18 protein-coding genes are annotated in these 17,550 nt (G+C 36.1%); 3 read left to right on the forward strand and 15 right to left on the reverse strand.

The genetic code is table 11. The features are described from left to right. Positions 1–73: 73 nt before the first annotated feature. Positions 74–1,126 (forward strand): ferredoxin--NADP reductase, encoded by a 1,053-nt coding sequence (locus HX004_RS00215; protein WP_286440252.1) that lies wholly within the window; start codon positions 74–76, stop codon positions 1,124–1,126. A gap of 34 nt (positions 1,127–1,160) precedes the next feature. Here HX004_RS00215 and HX004_RS00220 read toward each other — a convergent pair whose 3' ends face one another. The 14 genes from HX004_RS00220 to HX004_RS00285 all read right to left on the reverse strand — a co-directional run bounded on the left by HX004_RS00220 (position 1,161) and on the right by HX004_RS00285 (position 15,557). Then, positions 1,161–1,700 carry a hypothetical protein gene (locus tag HX004_RS00220; RefSeq protein WP_286440253.1) on the reverse strand — a complete coding sequence of 180 codons (540 nt, stop codon included), beginning with the start codon at positions 1,698–1,700 and terminating at the stop codon, positions 1,161–1,163. A 77-nt stretch (positions 1,701–1,777) separates the two neighbouring features. Continuing rightward, a complete protein-coding gene (gene argH / locus HX004_RS00225) occupies positions 1,778–3,109 on the reverse strand; it encodes an argininosuccinate lyase (protein WP_286440254.1) in 1,332 nt (443 codons plus the stop codon). Position 3,110: 1 nt separating this feature from the next. Beyond that, positions 3,111–4,172 carry a M20 family metallo-hydrolase gene (locus HX004_RS00230; protein ID WP_286440255.1) on the reverse strand — a complete coding sequence of 354 codons (1,062 nt, stop codon included), beginning with the start codon at positions 4,170–4,172 and terminating at the stop codon, positions 3,111–3,113. 14 nt (positions 4,173–4,186) lie between these two features. Further along, positions 4,187–4,966, reverse strand: a complete 780-nt coding sequence (gene argB / locus HX004_RS00235) for an acetylglutamate kinase (RefSeq protein ID WP_286440256.1) — start codon at positions 4,964–4,966, stop codon at positions 4,187–4,189. Then, complete coding sequence (locus tag HX004_RS00240; protein WP_286440257.1) at positions 4,966–5,967, reverse strand: Rossmann-fold NAD(P)-binding domain-containing protein; 1,002 nt, start codon at positions 5,965–5,967, stop codon at positions 4,966–4,968. The genes argB and HX004_RS00240 overlap by 1 nt, the downstream gene beginning before the upstream one ends. A gap of 12 nt (positions 5,968–5,979) precedes the next feature. Further along, entirely contained in the window at positions 5,980–7,119 is a 1,140-nt protein-coding gene (locus tag HX004_RS00245; protein ID WP_286440259.1) for an aspartate aminotransferase family protein, read from the reverse strand. A gap of 12 nt (positions 7,120–7,131) precedes the next feature. After that, positions 7,132–8,109: an N-acetyl-gamma-glutamyl-phosphate reductase gene (gene argC, locus HX004_RS00250; RefSeq protein WP_286440261.1), complete on the reverse strand. Its 978-nt coding sequence runs from the start codon at positions 8,107–8,109 to the stop codon at positions 7,132–7,134. Further along, entirely contained in the window at positions 8,102–9,298 is a 1,197-nt protein-coding gene (gene argG, locus HX004_RS00255; protein WP_286440262.1) for an argininosuccinate synthase, read from the reverse strand. The genes argC and argG overlap by 8 nt, the downstream gene beginning before the upstream one ends. 17 nt (positions 9,299–9,315) lie before the next feature. Further along, the gene (locus HX004_RS00260) at positions 9,316–9,996 is read right to left on the reverse strand and encodes a GNAT family N-acetyltransferase (protein ID WP_286440263.1); all 681 of its coding nucleotides are present in this window, start codon (positions 9,994–9,996) and stop codon (positions 9,316–9,318) included. A 445-nt stretch (positions 9,997–10,441) separates the two neighbouring features. Next, on the reverse strand, positions 10,442–11,272 hold the full coding sequence (locus HX004_RS00265; protein ID WP_286440265.1) for a DUF3836 domain-containing protein: 831 nt from the start codon (positions 11,270–11,272) through the stop codon (positions 10,442–10,444). A 666-nt stretch (positions 11,273–11,938) separates the two neighbouring features. After that, positions 11,939–12,775 (reverse strand): hypothetical protein, encoded by an 837-nt coding sequence (locus HX004_RS00270; protein WP_286440266.1) that lies wholly within the window; start codon positions 12,773–12,775, stop codon positions 11,939–11,941. A gap of 424 nt (positions 12,776–13,199) precedes the next feature. Further along, positions 13,200–13,712 carry an adenine phosphoribosyltransferase gene (locus HX004_RS00275; protein ID WP_286440808.1) on the reverse strand — a complete coding sequence of 171 codons (513 nt, stop codon included), beginning with the start codon at positions 13,710–13,712 and terminating at the stop codon, positions 13,200–13,202. A gap of 14 nt (positions 13,713–13,726) precedes the next feature. Then, on the reverse strand, positions 13,727–14,770 hold the full coding sequence (locus tag HX004_RS00280; RefSeq protein ID WP_286440267.1) for a glycosyltransferase family 9 protein: 1,044 nt from the start codon (positions 14,768–14,770) through the stop codon (positions 13,727–13,729). Between the two features lie 181 nt (positions 14,771–14,951). Continuing rightward, the gene (locus HX004_RS00285) at positions 14,952–15,557 is read right to left on the reverse strand and encodes a DUF4254 domain-containing protein (RefSeq protein ID WP_286440269.1); all 606 of its coding nucleotides are present in this window, start codon (positions 15,555–15,557) and stop codon (positions 14,952–14,954) included. Between the two features lie 59 nt (positions 15,558–15,616). Between HX004_RS00285 and upp the strand changes: the two genes are divergently transcribed. Further along, entirely contained in the window at positions 15,617–16,270 is a 654-nt protein-coding gene (upp, locus tag HX004_RS00290; protein WP_286440270.1) for a uracil phosphoribosyltransferase, read from the forward strand. On the opposite strand, the gene HX004_RS00295 is transcribed toward upp, so the two are convergent. Beyond that, positions 16,265–17,203, reverse strand: coding sequence for a DUF6427 family protein (locus tag HX004_RS00295; protein ID WP_286440272.1), 939 nt, complete (start codon positions 17,201–17,203; stop codon positions 16,265–16,267). The genes upp and HX004_RS00295 overlap by 6 nt on opposite strands. 108 nt (positions 17,204–17,311) lie before the next feature. On the opposite strand from HX004_RS00295, the gene HX004_RS00300 reads away from it, so the two are divergent. Beyond that, positions 17,312–17,542 (forward strand): DUF6341 family protein, encoded by a 231-nt coding sequence (locus HX004_RS00300; protein ID WP_286440274.1) that lies wholly within the window; start codon positions 17,312–17,314, stop codon positions 17,540–17,542. Positions 17,543–17,550: the final 8 nt, after the last annotated feature.

The raw sequence follows: 17,550 nt of genomic DNA on the forward strand, positions 1-17,550 counted from the left end.
GTTAAACCAAGAAGTAAAACTTCCTTTTACTCGGTGGGTTTTGTATTTTTGCGAACTTAAACAGAACTAAACGATGTCAAGATTCAACAAATTAACGGTAAAAGAGATTCGAAGAGAAACTCCAAGTGCGGTATCTATCGTATTTGATATTCCTGCAGCCTTACAATCAGAATATGAGTTTGTTGCAGGTCAATATCTCAACATTAGATATGAATATAACGGCAAAGAAATAAGACGTGCTTATTCAATTTGTTCTACTCCTCAAAGTGGAGAGATTCGCCTTGTGGTCAAAAAAGTAGAAGAGGGAGCCTTCTCCACGTATGCCAATAATGAGTTGAAAGTAGGAGATCAATTAGAAGTAGATACACCTGAGGGTCGTTTTACTTTTACTCCCAATGCGGAAGCATCGAATAACTATGCTGCATTTGTTGCAGGTAGTGGTATTACACCCGTAATGTCTATTTTACAGACGGTATTGAACGAAGAGCCGAACAGTAAATTTGTATTGGTTTATGGAAATAAATCGGCAGAAGAGACCATCTTTCATACCCAACTACACCAATTACAAGAGCAATATCCAGAACAATTGTACGTACACTTTGTGTATTCGAGAATGAGAGAAAACGATTCTCTTTTTGGACGCATTGACAAAGCTGCCATTAATTTTGTAGTCAACAACAAACACCAAGATAAATCGTTTACCAACTATTTCTTGTGTGGCCCTGAAACGATGATTGATGTAGTAAGTGAAACACTACAAGCAAAAGGAATAGCGAAAGACCAAATTCTATTTGAAATTTTCACTCCTAATACTGATGGAAATAATCCAGTAGAAACAGGAGGAGGAAGTACTAAAGTGACCGTAATTGTAGACGATGAGGAATCTACTTTTGAGATGCCGAAAAGTCAAGCGTTATTAAACGGTGTATTAGAAGCAGGAATTGATGCTCCTTATTCGTGCCAAGGTGGTATTTGTAGTTCTTGTATGTGTAGAGTAACTAAGGGTTCTGCTACAATGAAACGCAATAGTATCTTATCCGATGACGAAGTTGCAGAAGGGTTGATCTTATCTTGTCAAGCGATTGTTACCTCAGATGAAATTCACATCAATTATGACGATATATAATAAAAAAAGGCTACATAAAGTAGCCTTTTTTATTTTACAAGCTTATCTTCTCAAAATAAAGATATACTTTCTCATTTTGTTTTGTGCGTTTATAATTAGACATTCTATCTTCAATACGTAGATACTCTCCTTGGAATCCAATTTCTAAAGGAATACGACCTTCATCATCAATAACCAATTTATCTAATTTATCTAAGGACCCTAAGACAACGGTATGTAAAATCCCGTCGTTTTCTAATACATTCTTAACTAATCTAACTTCTTGAACACCATCGCAACCTCTGCCATTTCTATAGAAAACAATATAATTCAGTGTATTATTACCAAACTTTGCGTGAATCCTATCATGTCTGGTACACGAAGTTGAATTAGAAGGTAACAATCCTACTTTGCGATCTCCTATTTTTATTCCTGCATAATAATAGGTGTCATTGGTCTCCAACTCTTTCAAACTTTTTAGAGGTTTATACTCTAATTCGAAAATAGGATCCACATCATCATCTTTATTATCATCTTTCGAACAAGATACTAATCCTACAAGGCATAAACACATCAACCCAATTAATTTTTTCATCTTACAATATGTATATTTTTTTACAAATTTAACAAAAAAAGGCTTAGAAAAAATTTTCTAAGCCTTTTTACAATCTATCACAACACTAAACGTACTAGTTTATTCTTTATTTGATCAAACTCAAAGGTTTGATATACAACCTCAAAAGCCTCCTTTATCTCCTCATTCATTAAGTTTCCTATACTTCCTTGATGAGTATGATTCACTTCCTTACTCGGTTGATACCCTCCCTCTTCAATGGCTAAACCGATGCTTTTATAAGCCTCTCTGAAAGGTGTACCTTGTAATACTAATTGATTAACCACCTCAACACTAAATAGATAATCATATTTAGCATCTGTCAAAATGGAAGTGTTCACTTGTATATTGTCCAACATCAATTGCGTCATTTCCAAACACTCCTTCAAAGAAGTAAATGCAGGAAAAAGATTTTCTTTCAACAATTGTAAATCTCGGTGATATCCCGCAGGTAAATTTGTGGTCATCAATGCAATTTCATTGGGGAGGGCTTGAATCTTATTACATCTAGATCGAATTAACTCCAATACATCTGGGTTTTTCTTGTGAGGCATAATACTTGACCCCGTAGTCAAATGCGTTGGAAATCCAATAAAGTTGTAGTTCTGTCCCATATACAAACAACAATCCATTGCCCATTTCGCTAAAGTCGCAGCAATAGCACTTAACCCTTGGGCTAAAATACGCTCGCTCTTTCCCCTTCCCATTTGCGCATAGACAACATTGTAATTCATCGATTGAAATCCCAATAAATCAGTTGTCATTTGTCTATCTAAAGGAAAAGAAGAACCATAACCTGCTGCTGAACCCAACGGATTTTTGTTGACTACCTTCCAAGCGGCTAACATCATTTCTAAATCATCAACTAAACTCTCTGCATAAGCACCAAACCATAAACCAAAAGAAGAAGGCATGGCAATTTGTAGATGCGTATACCCAGGCATCAGTACTTCTTTGTGTTGATTGCTCAAACGTTGAAACGTCTCAAATACGCTTTTCACTTGTTCTACAATTTCCTCAATTTCGTAACGGAAATACAGCTTTAAATCCACCAATACCTGGTCATTTCTCGAACGACCCGCGTGAATTTTCTTTCCCGCTTCACCAATTCTTCTCGTCAGGAGCAATTCTATTTGAGAATGGATATCCTCTACCTCCTCTTCAATTTCAAAATTCCCTTGTATGATTTCTTGGTAAATCACTTTTAATTCTTTTTGAATAAGCGCTAATTCCTCTTGAGTTAATAAGCCTATCTCTTCTAACATTTGAGTATGCGCCAACGAACCCAGCACATCAAATGGAGCCAAATTCAGGTCCAACGCTCTATCTTGTCCAACAGTAAACGTATCTACTGCCTGATTTACTGTTGTATTTTTTTGCCATAACTTCATTTTACTTCACGATTTGATTCAACATTTCAATATAAAGTGAGATTCCTTCTTCGATTTCACTGACATACACAAACTCATCTGCAGTATGTGAACGAGCGGAATCGCCAGGACCACATTTTAGCGAAGGAATATCCAACAACGCTTGATCACTTGTCGTTGGCGATCCATAGGTATTACGTCCTAGTTGGATTCCTGCTTGGACGATGGGATGTTCTTTTGCTATGGAGGAAGGTTTTAAACGCGTAGAACGCGCATGTACCTCACAGTTCACATGCTCCTGAACTAAAGCTAAGACTTCCTCATTGGTGTAGGCATCTGTAACGCGAACATCTACGACAAAATCACAGCTTGCAGGTACAACATTGTGCTGAGTTCCCGCTTGGATCATGGTGACACTCATTTTAATCGGCCCAAATTCTTCTGATACTTTAGGGAACTGATACGAAGTAAACCAGTCTATATCTTGCATCGCTTTTAAGATAGCATTTTCACCTTCACTACGTGCTGCATGTCCCGAACGGCCGTGAGCCACACAATCCAACACCATTAATCCACGCTCTGCTACCGCTAAATGCATTTGAGTAGGCTCTCCCACAATCGCAAAAGACAATTCCCCTAATTGGGGGATTACATATTCCAAACCATCCGTTCCTGATATTTCCTCCTCTGCTGTTGCTGCCATACAAAAATTGTATTTTAGTCCTTCTTGTTCATAGAAATATAAAAAAGTAGCCAAGAGTGAAACCAAACAACCTCCTGCATCATTACTTCCCAATCCATAGAGCTTGCCATCAATTATTTCCGGTTGAAACGGATCTCTAGTATAGTCCTTATTTGGACGCACTGTATCGTGATGTGAATTCAACAAAATTGTTGGTTTCTTTGGATCATACTGCTTATTAAATGCCCAAACATTGTGTAAATCACGGTGAATAGAAACGCCGTGTTTCACGAGAAATTGTGCAATTAATGCTGCCGTATTTCCCTCTTCTTTACTAAATGAAGGAGTTGCAATCAAACTTTGTAACAACTGAATCGCTTCTATAGTTAGCTCTTTTTTCATTTCTTCTTTCTTGTTTATTGACTAATGATTGTCCCCGCTGTTTGTATCAACAGTTCTTGTGCTGATTTGATGCAAACTCGATGCACCTTTTGTTCAACAGCAGCTAAAGCATTTGCTATTTTAGGTAACATGCCCTCTGAAATAATGCCCTCCTCTTTCAATTGATCGAAATTCGACGGATGAATAGAGGGAATAACTGAGTTTTTATCCTTTATATCGCGTAATACTCCTGCATGTTCAAAACAATAAACCAATTCAACTTGATAGTCTGTTGCTAAAGCGATGGCTAGGTTTGACGCAATTGTATCTGCATTTGTATTTAATAGTTGTCCTTCTTGATTGGCTGTAATCGCAGAAAAAACAGGGCATAGTCCGATTTCTAACAGTTGTTTTAATCGAGTATGATGCACATCTTGAGGTGAAAAATCTCCCACAAAACCATAATCAATAGGCGCTATCGGGCGTTTATGACTTTTGATGAGCTGTGCATCTGCTCCAGAAACCCCTAAGGCATCACAATGTCGCTGCTGTAACTGAGCCACAAGTTGCTTATTAATCAATCCTGCATAAACCATAACAGTAAGGGGTAACATCGCCTCAGAGGTAATTCTTCTACCCTCTACCATTGCTGTGGGAATAGCCAATTCAGTGGCTAATTTAGTGGCTAATTTACCTCCTCCATGTACCAGAATCTTAGGCGAGTTAAGTTGTGCAAAAGCATCCAAGAAATCCTTTAGCGCTCTTTCGTCATCAACTATATTTCCGCCTATTTTAATTACGGTTAATTTTTGCATCATTCTTTATTTTTCAACATTTCTTGTAAAACTGCTTGAGCTGCCCAAACTCTATTCCCCGCTTCTTCAATGACAATTGAATGCGCACTATCCAACACTTCTGAAGCAATCACCACATCGCGTCTTACAGGCAAACAGTGCATTACTTTGGCTTGATTCGTATCTTGTAAATGATCCAAAGTCAACATCCAAGTAGGGTCTGTACACGTAATTTGCCCATAGTTCTCATAGCTTGACCAATTTTTTACATACACAAAATCAGCGTCTTGTAAAGCTTCCATTTGGTTCGTTGTTATTGTTGCGCCTTGTGTAAATTCTTCTTTCAAGGCATATCCTTCTGGATGAGTAATAACAAAGTCGATTAATCCCTCTTTTTCAGCTTGAATCATCCATTCGGCAAATGAATTGGGAACCGCTTGTGGCAAAGCTTTCACATGAGGAGCCCAGGTTAATACAACCTTTGGTTTTTTCCCTTGGGGCACATATTTGTTTTTGCTTTCATCAAATAGAAAGTTGCCCTTTTCAATGATGGTCAAAAGATCCGTAAAACTTTGTAGGGGATGTCTGGTTGCAGTTTCTAAACTCACTACTGGTTTCCCACAGTATTGAACGAACTTGTGAAAGAGCTCTTCACTATAATCCTCTGCAGCATCTTTCAATCCAGGAAAAGAACGCAACCCTAAAATATCACAATATTCCCCCATTACAGCAGCGGCTTCTTTGATGTGTTCCGCTGTATTGCCATCCATCACCACACCGTCTTTTGTTTCCAATGCCCAGCCATCTGAAGTCATATTCATCACCATCACTTGCATTCCCAATTGCATGGCTGCTTTTTGGGTGCTCATTCTCGTTCTCAAGCTCGGATTCAAGAATACCAATCCAATTACCTTATGCTTTCCTAAGGCTTCATTTTGAAAAGGATTTGCCTTACAAGTCAATGCTGTTTTCACTGCTTCTGATAAAGAAGGTATATCGTGTACTGAAAAAAATTGTTTCATTGGTTTTTGCTTTTAATACTGTTGTAATCTTTTACTGAATTTATCGAGAAAGAGATCTGCTTCTACTTCACTTATTGTCAAGGCTGGTAGTAAACGAATCACATTTGGACTCGCATTCCCTGTAAAGATGTGATCTTTCATTAGCAAGTCCTTGCGAACCTCTTTTAATTCTGGCGCAAGATCAATACCAATCATCAATCCTTTTCCTCTCACCTCTTGTATTTTATCCAGTTTTTTCAACTCTGTCAATAGATAATCTCCAATTGCTTTAGCATGAACGACCAATTGCTCTTGTTGCATCACTTCTAAAACGGCTAATGCTGCGGCGCAAGCTAGATGGTTTCCTCCAAATGTTGTTCCCAATTGACCATGCCAAGGTTTGAAGATTGGAGCTAATGCCAGAGCACCAATCGGAAATCCATTCCCCATTCCTTTCGCCATCGTATAAATGTCTGCTTGTACTCCTGCATCATTAACCGCATAAAAAGATCCCGTTCTACCGTATCCACATTGAATTTCATCTGCGATAAAAACGGCACCATATTGTATTGTTAAGGTTCTTATTTGTTGTAAAAAAGTAGGAGTGGCTACCTGAATTCCTCCAACCCCTTGAATCCCTTCGATGATAACCGCTGCTACTTCTTCTCCATAAGTAGCAAATGCTTTTTCTAATGCTTCTTCGTCATTAAACGGCAAGAAGATTAAGTTTTCTGTCTCATTGACTGGCGCTACAATTTTTGGATTATCCGTTGCTGCAACCGCTAAAGAAGTTCGGCCGTGGAATGCCTTTTCGAATGCAATTACCTTTTTTCTTCCGTTGTGAAAAGAAGCAATTTTCAATGCATTCTCATTCGCTTCAGCTCCCGAATTGCACAAAAACAACTGATAATCGGATAATCCAGATACTTCTCCTAATAGAGCCGCTACTTGATGTTGCAAGGGAATTTCAATTGAATTAGAGTAAAATCCAATTTGATCCAACTGCTTTTTTAAACGGTTAACATAATGAGGGTGTGTATGTCCGATAGAGATAACAGCATGTCCTCCATATAAATCTAAATACGCTTGTCCGTTGTTATCCCAAACATAACTTCCCTGTCCTTTAACAATCTCAATGGGATTTAAAGGATATACATCATATAATTTCATCATAATTTATCTGGTTTAAAAAGCAGATGCTTTCAGTTTTAATCCTGTTTTCTCCTCTAATCCAAAAAGGAGATTCATATTTTGAACCGCTTGACCAGCAGCTCCTTTCAGTAAGTTGTCAATCGCACTTGTAATCAATACATCGTCTTGATTTTTATCTATAGAAATCAAACATTTATTGGTGTTTACTACTTGTTTCAAATGGATACCTTCTTTACTAAAATGCGTAAAGGGATGCGTTTCATAAAAATTAGCATACAAGGCCTGTAATTCTTCAATACTCAGCGTTGATTCCATCACTACGCTAGCGAATATTCCTCTTGCGAAATCACCGCGTTCTGGTATAAATTTGAGCATAGCTGGGTGATTGGGTTGCAATTGAGCTAAGCTTTCACCTATTTCTCCTAGATGTTGATGCGTAAATGCTTTGTACACAGACAAATTATTGGCTCTCCAGCTAAAATGAGACGTATTTGCTAAACTTTGACCTGCCCCTGTTGAACCCGTAACAGCCTGTATATAAATCGATTTCGGCAACTCTTGTTGATTTGCTAGCGGCAATAAAGCCAATTGAATAGCCGTGGCAAAACAACCAGGATTGGCAATATAATTAGCTTGTTTAATCAAATCTCTATTCAACTCTGGCAAGCCATAAACAAAGGGGTTTCCTTCTTTTTTCAATCTGAAATCCTGACTCAAATCAATAATTTTAATTGATTGGTCAAAATGGTTTTCGTTTAAGAATACTTGTGAATCTCCATGTCCTAAACACAAAAAAACAACGTCAATATTTTGTTGAATCACGGCAGTAAACAGCATCTCCGTATCGCCGAACAAATCTGCATGCACGGTGTAAACAGGTTTATTGGCCTGACTTTTAGAATGAATAAAGACCAAGTCAACAGCTGGGTGATTCAGTAACAAACGAAGAAGCTCTCCACCTGTATAACCTGCACCACCAACAATACCTACTTTAATTTTATCCTTATTCATCTTCCTGTTGATTTACTTTATGCCAGATCATCACTTGATTGCCAAATATTTTCGAAAACCCTTTCACATCTTCTCCTGTCCAGGTATTATTCATTTCTCCATAACTACCGAATGCATTGGACATCAAATCGTTATTTGATTCAATTCCTTGTACGATAAAACGGTGAGGATGAAGTTCAACCCATACTTTTCCATGAACCGTTTGTTGGGTACTAGACAAGAACGCTTCTAGGTCGCGCATCACAGGGTCGTGAAATTGTCCTTCGTGTAAATAGTTGCCATAAAAAGTACTCAATTGTTCTTTCCAACTCAACTGCCATTTGGTGAGGGTATGTTTTTCAAGGGCATGATGTGCCTTTACTAAAATAATAGGAGCAGCTGCTTCAAATCCTACTCTTCCCTTAATTCCAATAATGGTATCTCCCACATGTATATCTCTTCCAATACCAAAGGGTTGTGCGAGTTCTTGCAATTGTTGGATGACTTCAGTAGGGGTCATTGGAACACCATTTAAGGCAACTGGTTCTCCTTGAGCAAACACAATTTCAACAACCTCTGAGGTTGCTTTGCTCACTGGAGTTGGCCAGGCTTCTTCTGGTAAATATAGATTAGAAGTTAAGGTTTCTTTTCCACCTACTGAAGTTCCCCACAATCCTTTGTTAATAGAATATTTTGCTTTTTCAGCATTTATTTTGACACCGTGCTTGGCTAAATAATCAATCTCTTCTTCTCTGCTTAATTTTAAGTCGCGAATCGGCGTGATAATTTCAATAGTTGGAATTAAAATATTGAAAATCATATCAAAACGCACTTGATCATTTCCTGCTCCAGTACTGCCGTGTGCTACAGCTGTTGCTTGTATCTTCTTTGCATAGTTTGCAATTGCCGTTGCTTGACATACACGTTCTGCACTCACTGACAAAGGATAAGTTGCATTCTTCAACACATTCCCAAAAATCAAATATTTCACACAATCGGTATAGTATGCTTCTGTTTCATCTATTGTCGTATGAGAGGCTACTCCAAGACTATAGGCTTTAGATTCAATCTCTTTCAATTCCTCTGGAGAAAACCCCCCAGTATTTACTACTACAGAGTGTACTTCATATCCCAATTCTTCTTTTAGGTAGATCACGCAAAAGCTAGTATCTAATCCACCACTGAAGGCTAAAACTATTTTTTTATTCATTTTGTTTCTTGTTAAATTTAAAATAGATGCGTTTTCTTTACCGTTTGTTTGAATTTCATTTGCAGTTTTTTCAGTAAAGAATATTTTTTCTGCATTTCTTTCAAGCGTACTTTCGCTTTGGTCTTCTGGTCAATTTTTGATCGCAGTTCTCTTTCTTTTTCTATCGGATCCCACAACATGGAGGTACACAGGCAATTCTTTCGTTCTTTGCTCTGTAAAATCGCAAAGTTGACACAACTCTCACATCCTTTCCAAAAGGATTCATCCGGTGTAAGCTCAGAATAAGGAACGGGTTCATAGCCTAGGTCAGAATTGATTTTCATTACAGCAAGACCCGTAGTCAATCCGAAGATTTTAGCTTGAGGATACTTGGCTCTCGACAGGTCAAAAATGCGTTTCTTGATTGCTTTGGCTAATCCTTCCTTCCTAAATACTGGATTGACAATCAAACCTGAATTGGCTACATATTCGCCGTGACTCCACGTCTCGATATAACAAAATCCTGCCCAAGTTCCATCTTGATGTAAAGCAATCACAGCCTTTCCTTCTAGCATTTTGTTTGCCACATATTCAGGTTTTCTCCTTGCAATTCCCGTACCACGAGCTTGAGCAGAAAGTGCCATTTCATCGCAAATTTGTGCGGCATAACCAACGTGTGTTTCATTCGCTGGTATAACAATAAACTGATTTGAATTCATCTCAAAAACAGATAGTTAGAATTCAACAAAGCCAAAAACAGAACCTGCTAAAACGCACGAACCTCTCTTTCAATCTCGTTGAAATACATTAAAATTTGATAGATTTATAGGATTGGGAACAACAAAATTCCCAATGAAAAAAGAATGCTTAAAAAATTAAGCCCGCGACCGCGAAGACCGCGAAGTAGATAACAAGAAAACAGCAGCAGTAGCCGAAGCCATGCTAGTCGTTTTTAAAGTAATATGTACTACTGTTTTCTTCATTTCTTGTGTATACCCCTATTGGGTTGGTACAAAGTTTTCTAATAATAATTTTAATATGCAAGTATTTTTGAAAAAAATAACATTACACAACCACAACCCTCTATATCAACAAATTACAACCAAAAAAAGCAAAATATTCCAACCAATACCTTGCCTTTCCATTGCCTTTCGTATTGTTTTTTTACTTTTTCATATGGACTTTTTTATAATCAAGTGTGTAAAAATGAACAAATGTAGCATCATCCTTTTGATAGCGAACTTCATGTGCAGAAGGTAACATATAGTCAGTAGAATACTGATTCTCAATGGCCCATGTCATACCATCACAATTCAAAAAATTTACTTTACTTTTTGTGTCAATCCAAGGTACCAATTGAACTCCATAAGAAAGATTTGCATATAAAAAATTTAAATTTTCTTCACTATGTCTAACTTCAGAATGCTTATCTTTTTCTTTTGTCTCGTGATTAGGATTATACACTCGACTCAAATTACCTGCAATATTGTATTCTAAACGCAAAACCAACCAGGTATCATTCACTTTTCTTTTAATGGATACAACCTCATTCTTTGTGTTATATTCATAATTTAAAACCTCATTACTCACTTTATCAACGGATCTAATAAGTAACCCTAACTTGTTATACTCCAAACTTAATTCATTCAGTGTTTTTCCATTTTGTGAATCAATACAAACTAGACCCACAATGTTTCCTACCTCATCATATGTATACGTTGTTCTAGTATACTTTCGATACCAATTGTTTGGCACATTGAGGTAGTGATTCCCATCTACAAAAATAATACGCCCTCTTTTATCATAATTAAAAGTATATACAATCTCATATTGAAGGCTATTTTTTCCATCAAACACTTTTGGAGTTATCACATAGGAACGCACCATTTTATCGACGACAATTAATGCTTCTTCTGAATCCGTTTGGTTCTCTGTTGAACAACTAAAAAAGAAAGCGGCTAAAAAGCAGTTTCTTACAAATCGACATAAACTCATAATTACTTATTTAAAATTATACAGTAGCAAACAAACCACTTAAAAACAAACAGTTAACAACTAAATGTCTATTTTTCCTATCTGCTTAAACTTTGTAAACAAAACTGTATTTTTCAAAATACAACCAAATTATCTCTAAAAAAATGTATTTATTTTAAAACCAAAACAACCCTTAAAGGCAATCCATATACTACGCCTAAAAAATTTTTTAAACCAACATCTCAACTTGTCTTCAAAATGATAAATTAGCTCTACATTATGTTGTTTTACGTATGAGAAGAACTGTTTTTTTAATTGAAATCTCTTTTCTTTCTTCTTTTACACCATAAAAAATTCACTTCCTATCGAATTTCGATTATAAAAAAGACCTTTAAATTGGATTAAAAAGCCCATCGAAAACTAGAAAATACAAGATAGAAATGGCTAGCGTTGCGCTATCACTCCTGAACCTCTTATGGAAAAACGCCCCATTGTATACTCAATACTAAGCATACACTGGGATAAACAATTCTTTATTTACAGCTACAGCATCAGAGATAATTCCAAAAAAAAAACGCTTGCAAAAGTATATACGAATACTCTCTTGCAAGCGTTTGAAGATGATTAAAGGATGTATCTTACATTGGTATATCCTCTATACCAGGATAAACTTTTTTTATCGCTGATTCACTTTGCTATACGCAGCCTTTTATAAACCAAACTGTAATGGTACTTTAACGTAACCTCGTTGTCCGTATAACTTATTTCATGTTTTGAATACAAAGGATTAGTCGTAAAAACATCATTCCTGATTTGCCAAGTTTTGTCATCGCAATCCAAAAAACCTTCCTCTACTTTAGTATTTATCCAAGGAGTCAAAGGAAAATTTGAAAATAAAAAATCTAAATTTTTATTCTTTTTAATGCTTTCCCTAGAAAACGCATGATCCTTCTTCTTTGAACTAGCATGATCCAAATCGTAAACTCCTATTAAATCCCCTGTAGGATTATAGGTTAATTTCATTGAAACCACTTGTCCTTTGTCCTGTCCTTTAATTGAAATCATTTCATTCTTTGCATTATACCCATAATTTAGCACTGTATTTTCTATTTCATCCACAGATTGGATCAATAGTCCTAAACCATTATAGCTCAAATTCAGTTTACTGAATACTTTCATACTTTGGGTATCCATACGGGTAAGGGAAACTAATCTTTCCCTATCATCATAAGCATAAACAATTTTGGTGTATTTTCTATTATCCACATCTTCTCCCATTTCTAGCCATTCAACTTTATCTACAAAAGCGATTTTTCCCTTGCTATCATAAGAAATATAGTGTGTAGGCTCATGATAGATAGCATGATCTTCTACATTTGTCACAGATGCAATTTCATAATCATACATAATTCTACTTACTACAAGTATTCCTTCTTTTTCTTCATCTATCTGCACATCGGATGAAGAACAATTCGCAAACAATACCACCGATAAACTACCTAGCATAAATTTAAAAAGTTTCATAATCATTTTTTTCTTTTTACAAGCAAATAAATCACTAAAACACAAACAAATAGCATTTAAAAATAAATTTTCTACTTGTTTTTCAAGATTAAATATGAAAGTGAAACTTTCAAAATAGAAGTACAAATTCGACTAGAAAGTATGTTTATTTTTAAATTAAAAGAATGCGAATGATAAAAATAAACAGCCTAACGAAAAAGACGTGTAAAAAACATCTTTCACGCTATGCTCAAAATGATCAATTCCCTTTAAATAGTGCGGTGAATATCCCTTAACATCGTCGATTAAGTGATTCCTTAACTCTCGTATCATTCTATTAATTAAAAAAAACGCGCCTTCTTCTTGTTTCTTTTGAATAAAAAAAAGGCATATAGTGTGCACTATACGCCTTTTATATCTAATATAAATGTGAATTCTATATTTTTTAATACGTCAATAAACTTTTCACTTCATACGATTTCAGCTTATCACGCCCATGTAAAAAAGAAAGTTCCATTAAAAAATTAACTTGAACAATTTCCCCACCTAAGCGTTCTACCAATTTACAAACCGCTTCTGCTGTTCCACCAGTTGCCAATACATCATCGTGAATCAATACTTTCTCTCCAGGTTTAATTGCATCTGCATGCATTTCTAGAATATCAGTCCCGTATTCCAATTGATACTCTTGAGCAATCGTCTCAAAAGGCAACTTTCTTGGTTTTCTAACGGGTACAAAACCCGCTCCTAGTTCTTTTGCCAACAAGGTAGCAAAGAAAAAACCGCGACTTTCCATTCCCACCACGCGATCAACTTTTTTATCTCCTACTAGGGTTAATAATCGCTTAGTTGCTTCTTCCATCGCTTCAGGGCAATTAAGCAGAGGTGTGATATCTTTAAACCCTACCCCTTCTTTCGGAAAATCCTGAATGTTTCTAATATAGTCTTCAATCTTCATCATGTCTAAATGCTTTATTTCTTCTGTGCAACTTTATTTACTTTTTTACAAACTGTACTTGGTTCTATCGTTCTCATTGCCTCGTCATAACCTTCTACCTTTTTATTTCCATAAACAGAGGTGGGCAATAAGGGATATTTTTCACGATCAGCAGTAATGCAATAGTCCGCTGGTTGATTAAATGGTGCAAACCCCGCATAGGGATGAGTCGCACCCCATAAAGTTACAACTTTTACTCCTAACATAGCGGCAATGTGGGCATTTCCAGAGTCCATGGAAAGCATTACATCTAAATGTTGAATTAGATTCATCTCTACCTCTAATTTTACTTTTCCAGCCATGACAATTACGTTATCGTTATCGCGTTTCAACTGGTTTAACAAGGCGATTTCCTTTTCTCCTCCCCCAAAAAGAAAGATCCTATTGTTTTCTTGCTCTGCTAGTTCATCGACTACTTGTTGCATCAAATCAAGGGGATAGACTTTACTATCGTATTGGGCAAAAGGCGCAATACCAATCCAAGTTTTCCCTTGATCTTTCGCAAAACTTTCTAATTCCTGGGCCAAAGGCGGCACAGTTGGGAAAATAGGATTGTTTAAATTGACTGAAAAGCCCAATTTAGCAAGTGTTTGTACGTGATTTTCCACCATGGTTTGCACGGGTTTAAACACTTTATTTTCAGCACGCGTCAAAGCCTTTTTAGCATCTCTGCCTTTGTCTAAGGCAGCCGTTGGAATGCCTGAGAGCTTAAATAACGTACGCACAACTTGTGCGCGCAACACATTGTGAAAATCCGCAAAATAATTGGGTTTTAATCGCTTGATATCTTGATATAAACGAATCAAACCTAGAAATCCTTTGTGTTTTTTCTTCACATCCACAGCAAAGAAATCAACGCGCTCAATCCCTTTAAAGAAAGGTTTGAAAAAAGGTCGTGAAACCACCGTTACACGCAAATTAGGATGTTGTTCGATTAACGCGCGAATAACAGGTACGGTCATAGCCACGTCACCCATAGCCGATAATCTAAAAATAACGATATGTTTTAAGCCTTTCACTAAAATATAATTTATTTTGAACAAGAAAAGCGTGATTATCCACGCTTTACAAAACAAAAGTAATTTTTTTTACTGATAGAAAAAAAGATATTTTCGTCCGTTCATTTTCCATGAAGCAATCAAATTAAAATCCCCCACGTTGTCTAGCATAAAAAAAGGCGTGTTTTTCACACGCCTTTTTTTATTTTTTATTTTGATACAACACAGGGTTTAATTCCTCGTCATTATACATTTTCATTTGCTTGTACACCTTCATGTATTTATCTCCTTGAGCAATATCGTTTAATAAATCGTCAATTGCTGTTGATAAATCTTGTTTTTGTTCTAACAAAACATCTAGTTTTTCTTGACATTTTGCTCGGTGTTCAGGTGTTGCTTCCGCTCTTGTAGCTTCTTCGCGCATATGATAAATTTTCAATGCTAAAATAGAATAGCGGTCGATTGCCCAAGCCGGACTTTCAGAGTTGATTTTAGCCTCTGCTTTTACTTGAACATCTTTGTATTTATTTAAGAAATAACTGTCGATATACTCAACCATATCCGTTCTCTCTTGGTTCGATGCATCAATTCTTCTCTTTAAAGCCAAAGCAGCTACTGGATCAATTTGCGGATCGCGAATAATATCTTCAAAATGCCATTGAACGGTATCAATCCAATTTTTTAGATATAATAAATGTTTGATATCATCTTTTGGATAAGGATTGCTAATTGGCTGATCTACATTATCGTATTTATGATAGTCACGAATACTCTCTTCGAATATTGGAAAGGCTAATGCTGAAAACATATGAATAATTTTATTTACAAATATAGTTTTAATACTTTTATGGTACTAATTATACCGTTATGAAAATTCACTATATTTCAGAGGAGAATAGCATTTTAAATCATTTCTTGGCTCAACTTCGCGATGTTACCATTCAGAAAGACAGCATGCGTTTTAGAAAAAACATTGAGCGTATTGGCGAAATTATGGCTTATGAACTAAGCAAAAAACTACCGTTTAAAGCGCTAGACGTTCAAACTCCTTTGGGAATTAAACACACTACTTGCATTGAAGACAATGTAGTTCTTTGTTCTATTCTACGTGCAGGTTTGGCCTTACATACAGGTTTTATGAACTTTTTTGACGACGCTGAAAATGGATTCGTTTCTGCTTATCGCCGTCATGGTAAACACGGTGAAGCGAGTGAAATTCTAGTTGAATATCAAGCAGCACCTTCCTTTCAAGATAAAATTCTAATTCTTATTGATCCTATGCTAGCAACAGGACAATCACTTGTTGCTGTAATCAATAAACTAATGACAGAAGAAAAACCGAAGGAACTACACCTTGCCGTTGTAATTGCTGCCCCTGAAGGAATTCAGTATCTAGAAGAAAATCTTCCTGCTGATGTACACTTATGGGTGGCTACCTTAGATGAAAAACTAGACGATCACAACTACATTGTTCCTGGTTTAGGAGATGCAGGCGATTTGGCTTATGGTCAAAAACTATAAGATAATCAATTGCATACAATAAAAGAATAAACCAATCAAGAAAATACTGTATACATTGGCTTCTTTTCTCCATCGCTGTGGAATTCCTTCAATGTAATTAGCACCTAAGATGGCTAAAGGGAAAAAAGTAAACAGCAACAATCCGTTCGACTTATCAGCCGAAATAACATATATTGCAGCACCTATAAGAAATGAAAGTACAATTTTCTTGTAGGTGTTTTGCATATTAAACGGTTTGCTTTTAATGGCTAATGCTTGGGAAACGGCATACAATAAAGCTATAGAAACAAAAACGGCCAAAGCAATATTTTGAAAAACGTTCTCAAAATACATAAAATTAAAACTCACTTGTACACGTTCAGACCACCAAGTGACAAAATTTATGTCTTGAATCAACAAGTAAAGGCTAAGAAAAATAGACGCACCAAAAAACGAGACTAAGGGAATGACCCAATTTCTATAGTCTTTCGCTCCAAAAAAGGCAATCGCGTAAAACAATAAGATAAAGTATAAAATACTCCAAAAGTGAAAAAGACTCGCGATACAAATCCACAACGAAGCGTCCAAAAGCTTTTCTTTAGATTGTTTTAGGGAATGTAAAGAGAAAATACGCCTTAGAGCTAATAGAATAAAATAACTTGCAATAATGACTCTTACATTGTCAAAAGAAGTGGGAAATAGGAATAAAAAACTCGTAAATAACAGCGGTACATAAGCCGAATCATCCACCAACCTATTTCGTGAGACAATAAATTGGGAGACATACATCATCATCAAGAGCAACAACAGCACACATCCTCGTTTACTCATTTCAAAAGTGGTCCATTCTATACTAGAATCCAAAACAATAAACAAACTATAGCCTACTACGATTAAAAGCGTAAGCATGATATAGTTAATCGGTCTAGTTTTACTAAAAATACTTGCTAACATGTATATATTTTATATTTTTGTAGTACTATTTGTTTGTTTGGGTATTTTGTATTCGTACCAAATATTATAAAAATTCAAATAATATTATCTAATTTAAAAATAAAGGAAATGACTTCATTTTTTAATGGTTTAGGATTCTTGTTTGAAAAGATACTTTTCATCCCAATGGATATCTTTGCAAAACTAGAACTTAAGAACTGGTGGACTGCAAACATAATTACTTGGATTTTCATCCTAATTACGTGCTACTTCTTTGTATTTTGGTTAAAACAATTACAATTGTTCAAATCAAAGAACGAAGATACACAAGATACGACAGCCCACTCATTTCTAAAGTAATCAACTAT

It is taken from the genome of Myroides sp. 1354, from assembly GCF_030324495.1.
GTDB lineage: Bacteria > Bacteroidota > Bacteroidia > Flavobacteriales > Flavobacteriaceae > Flavobacterium.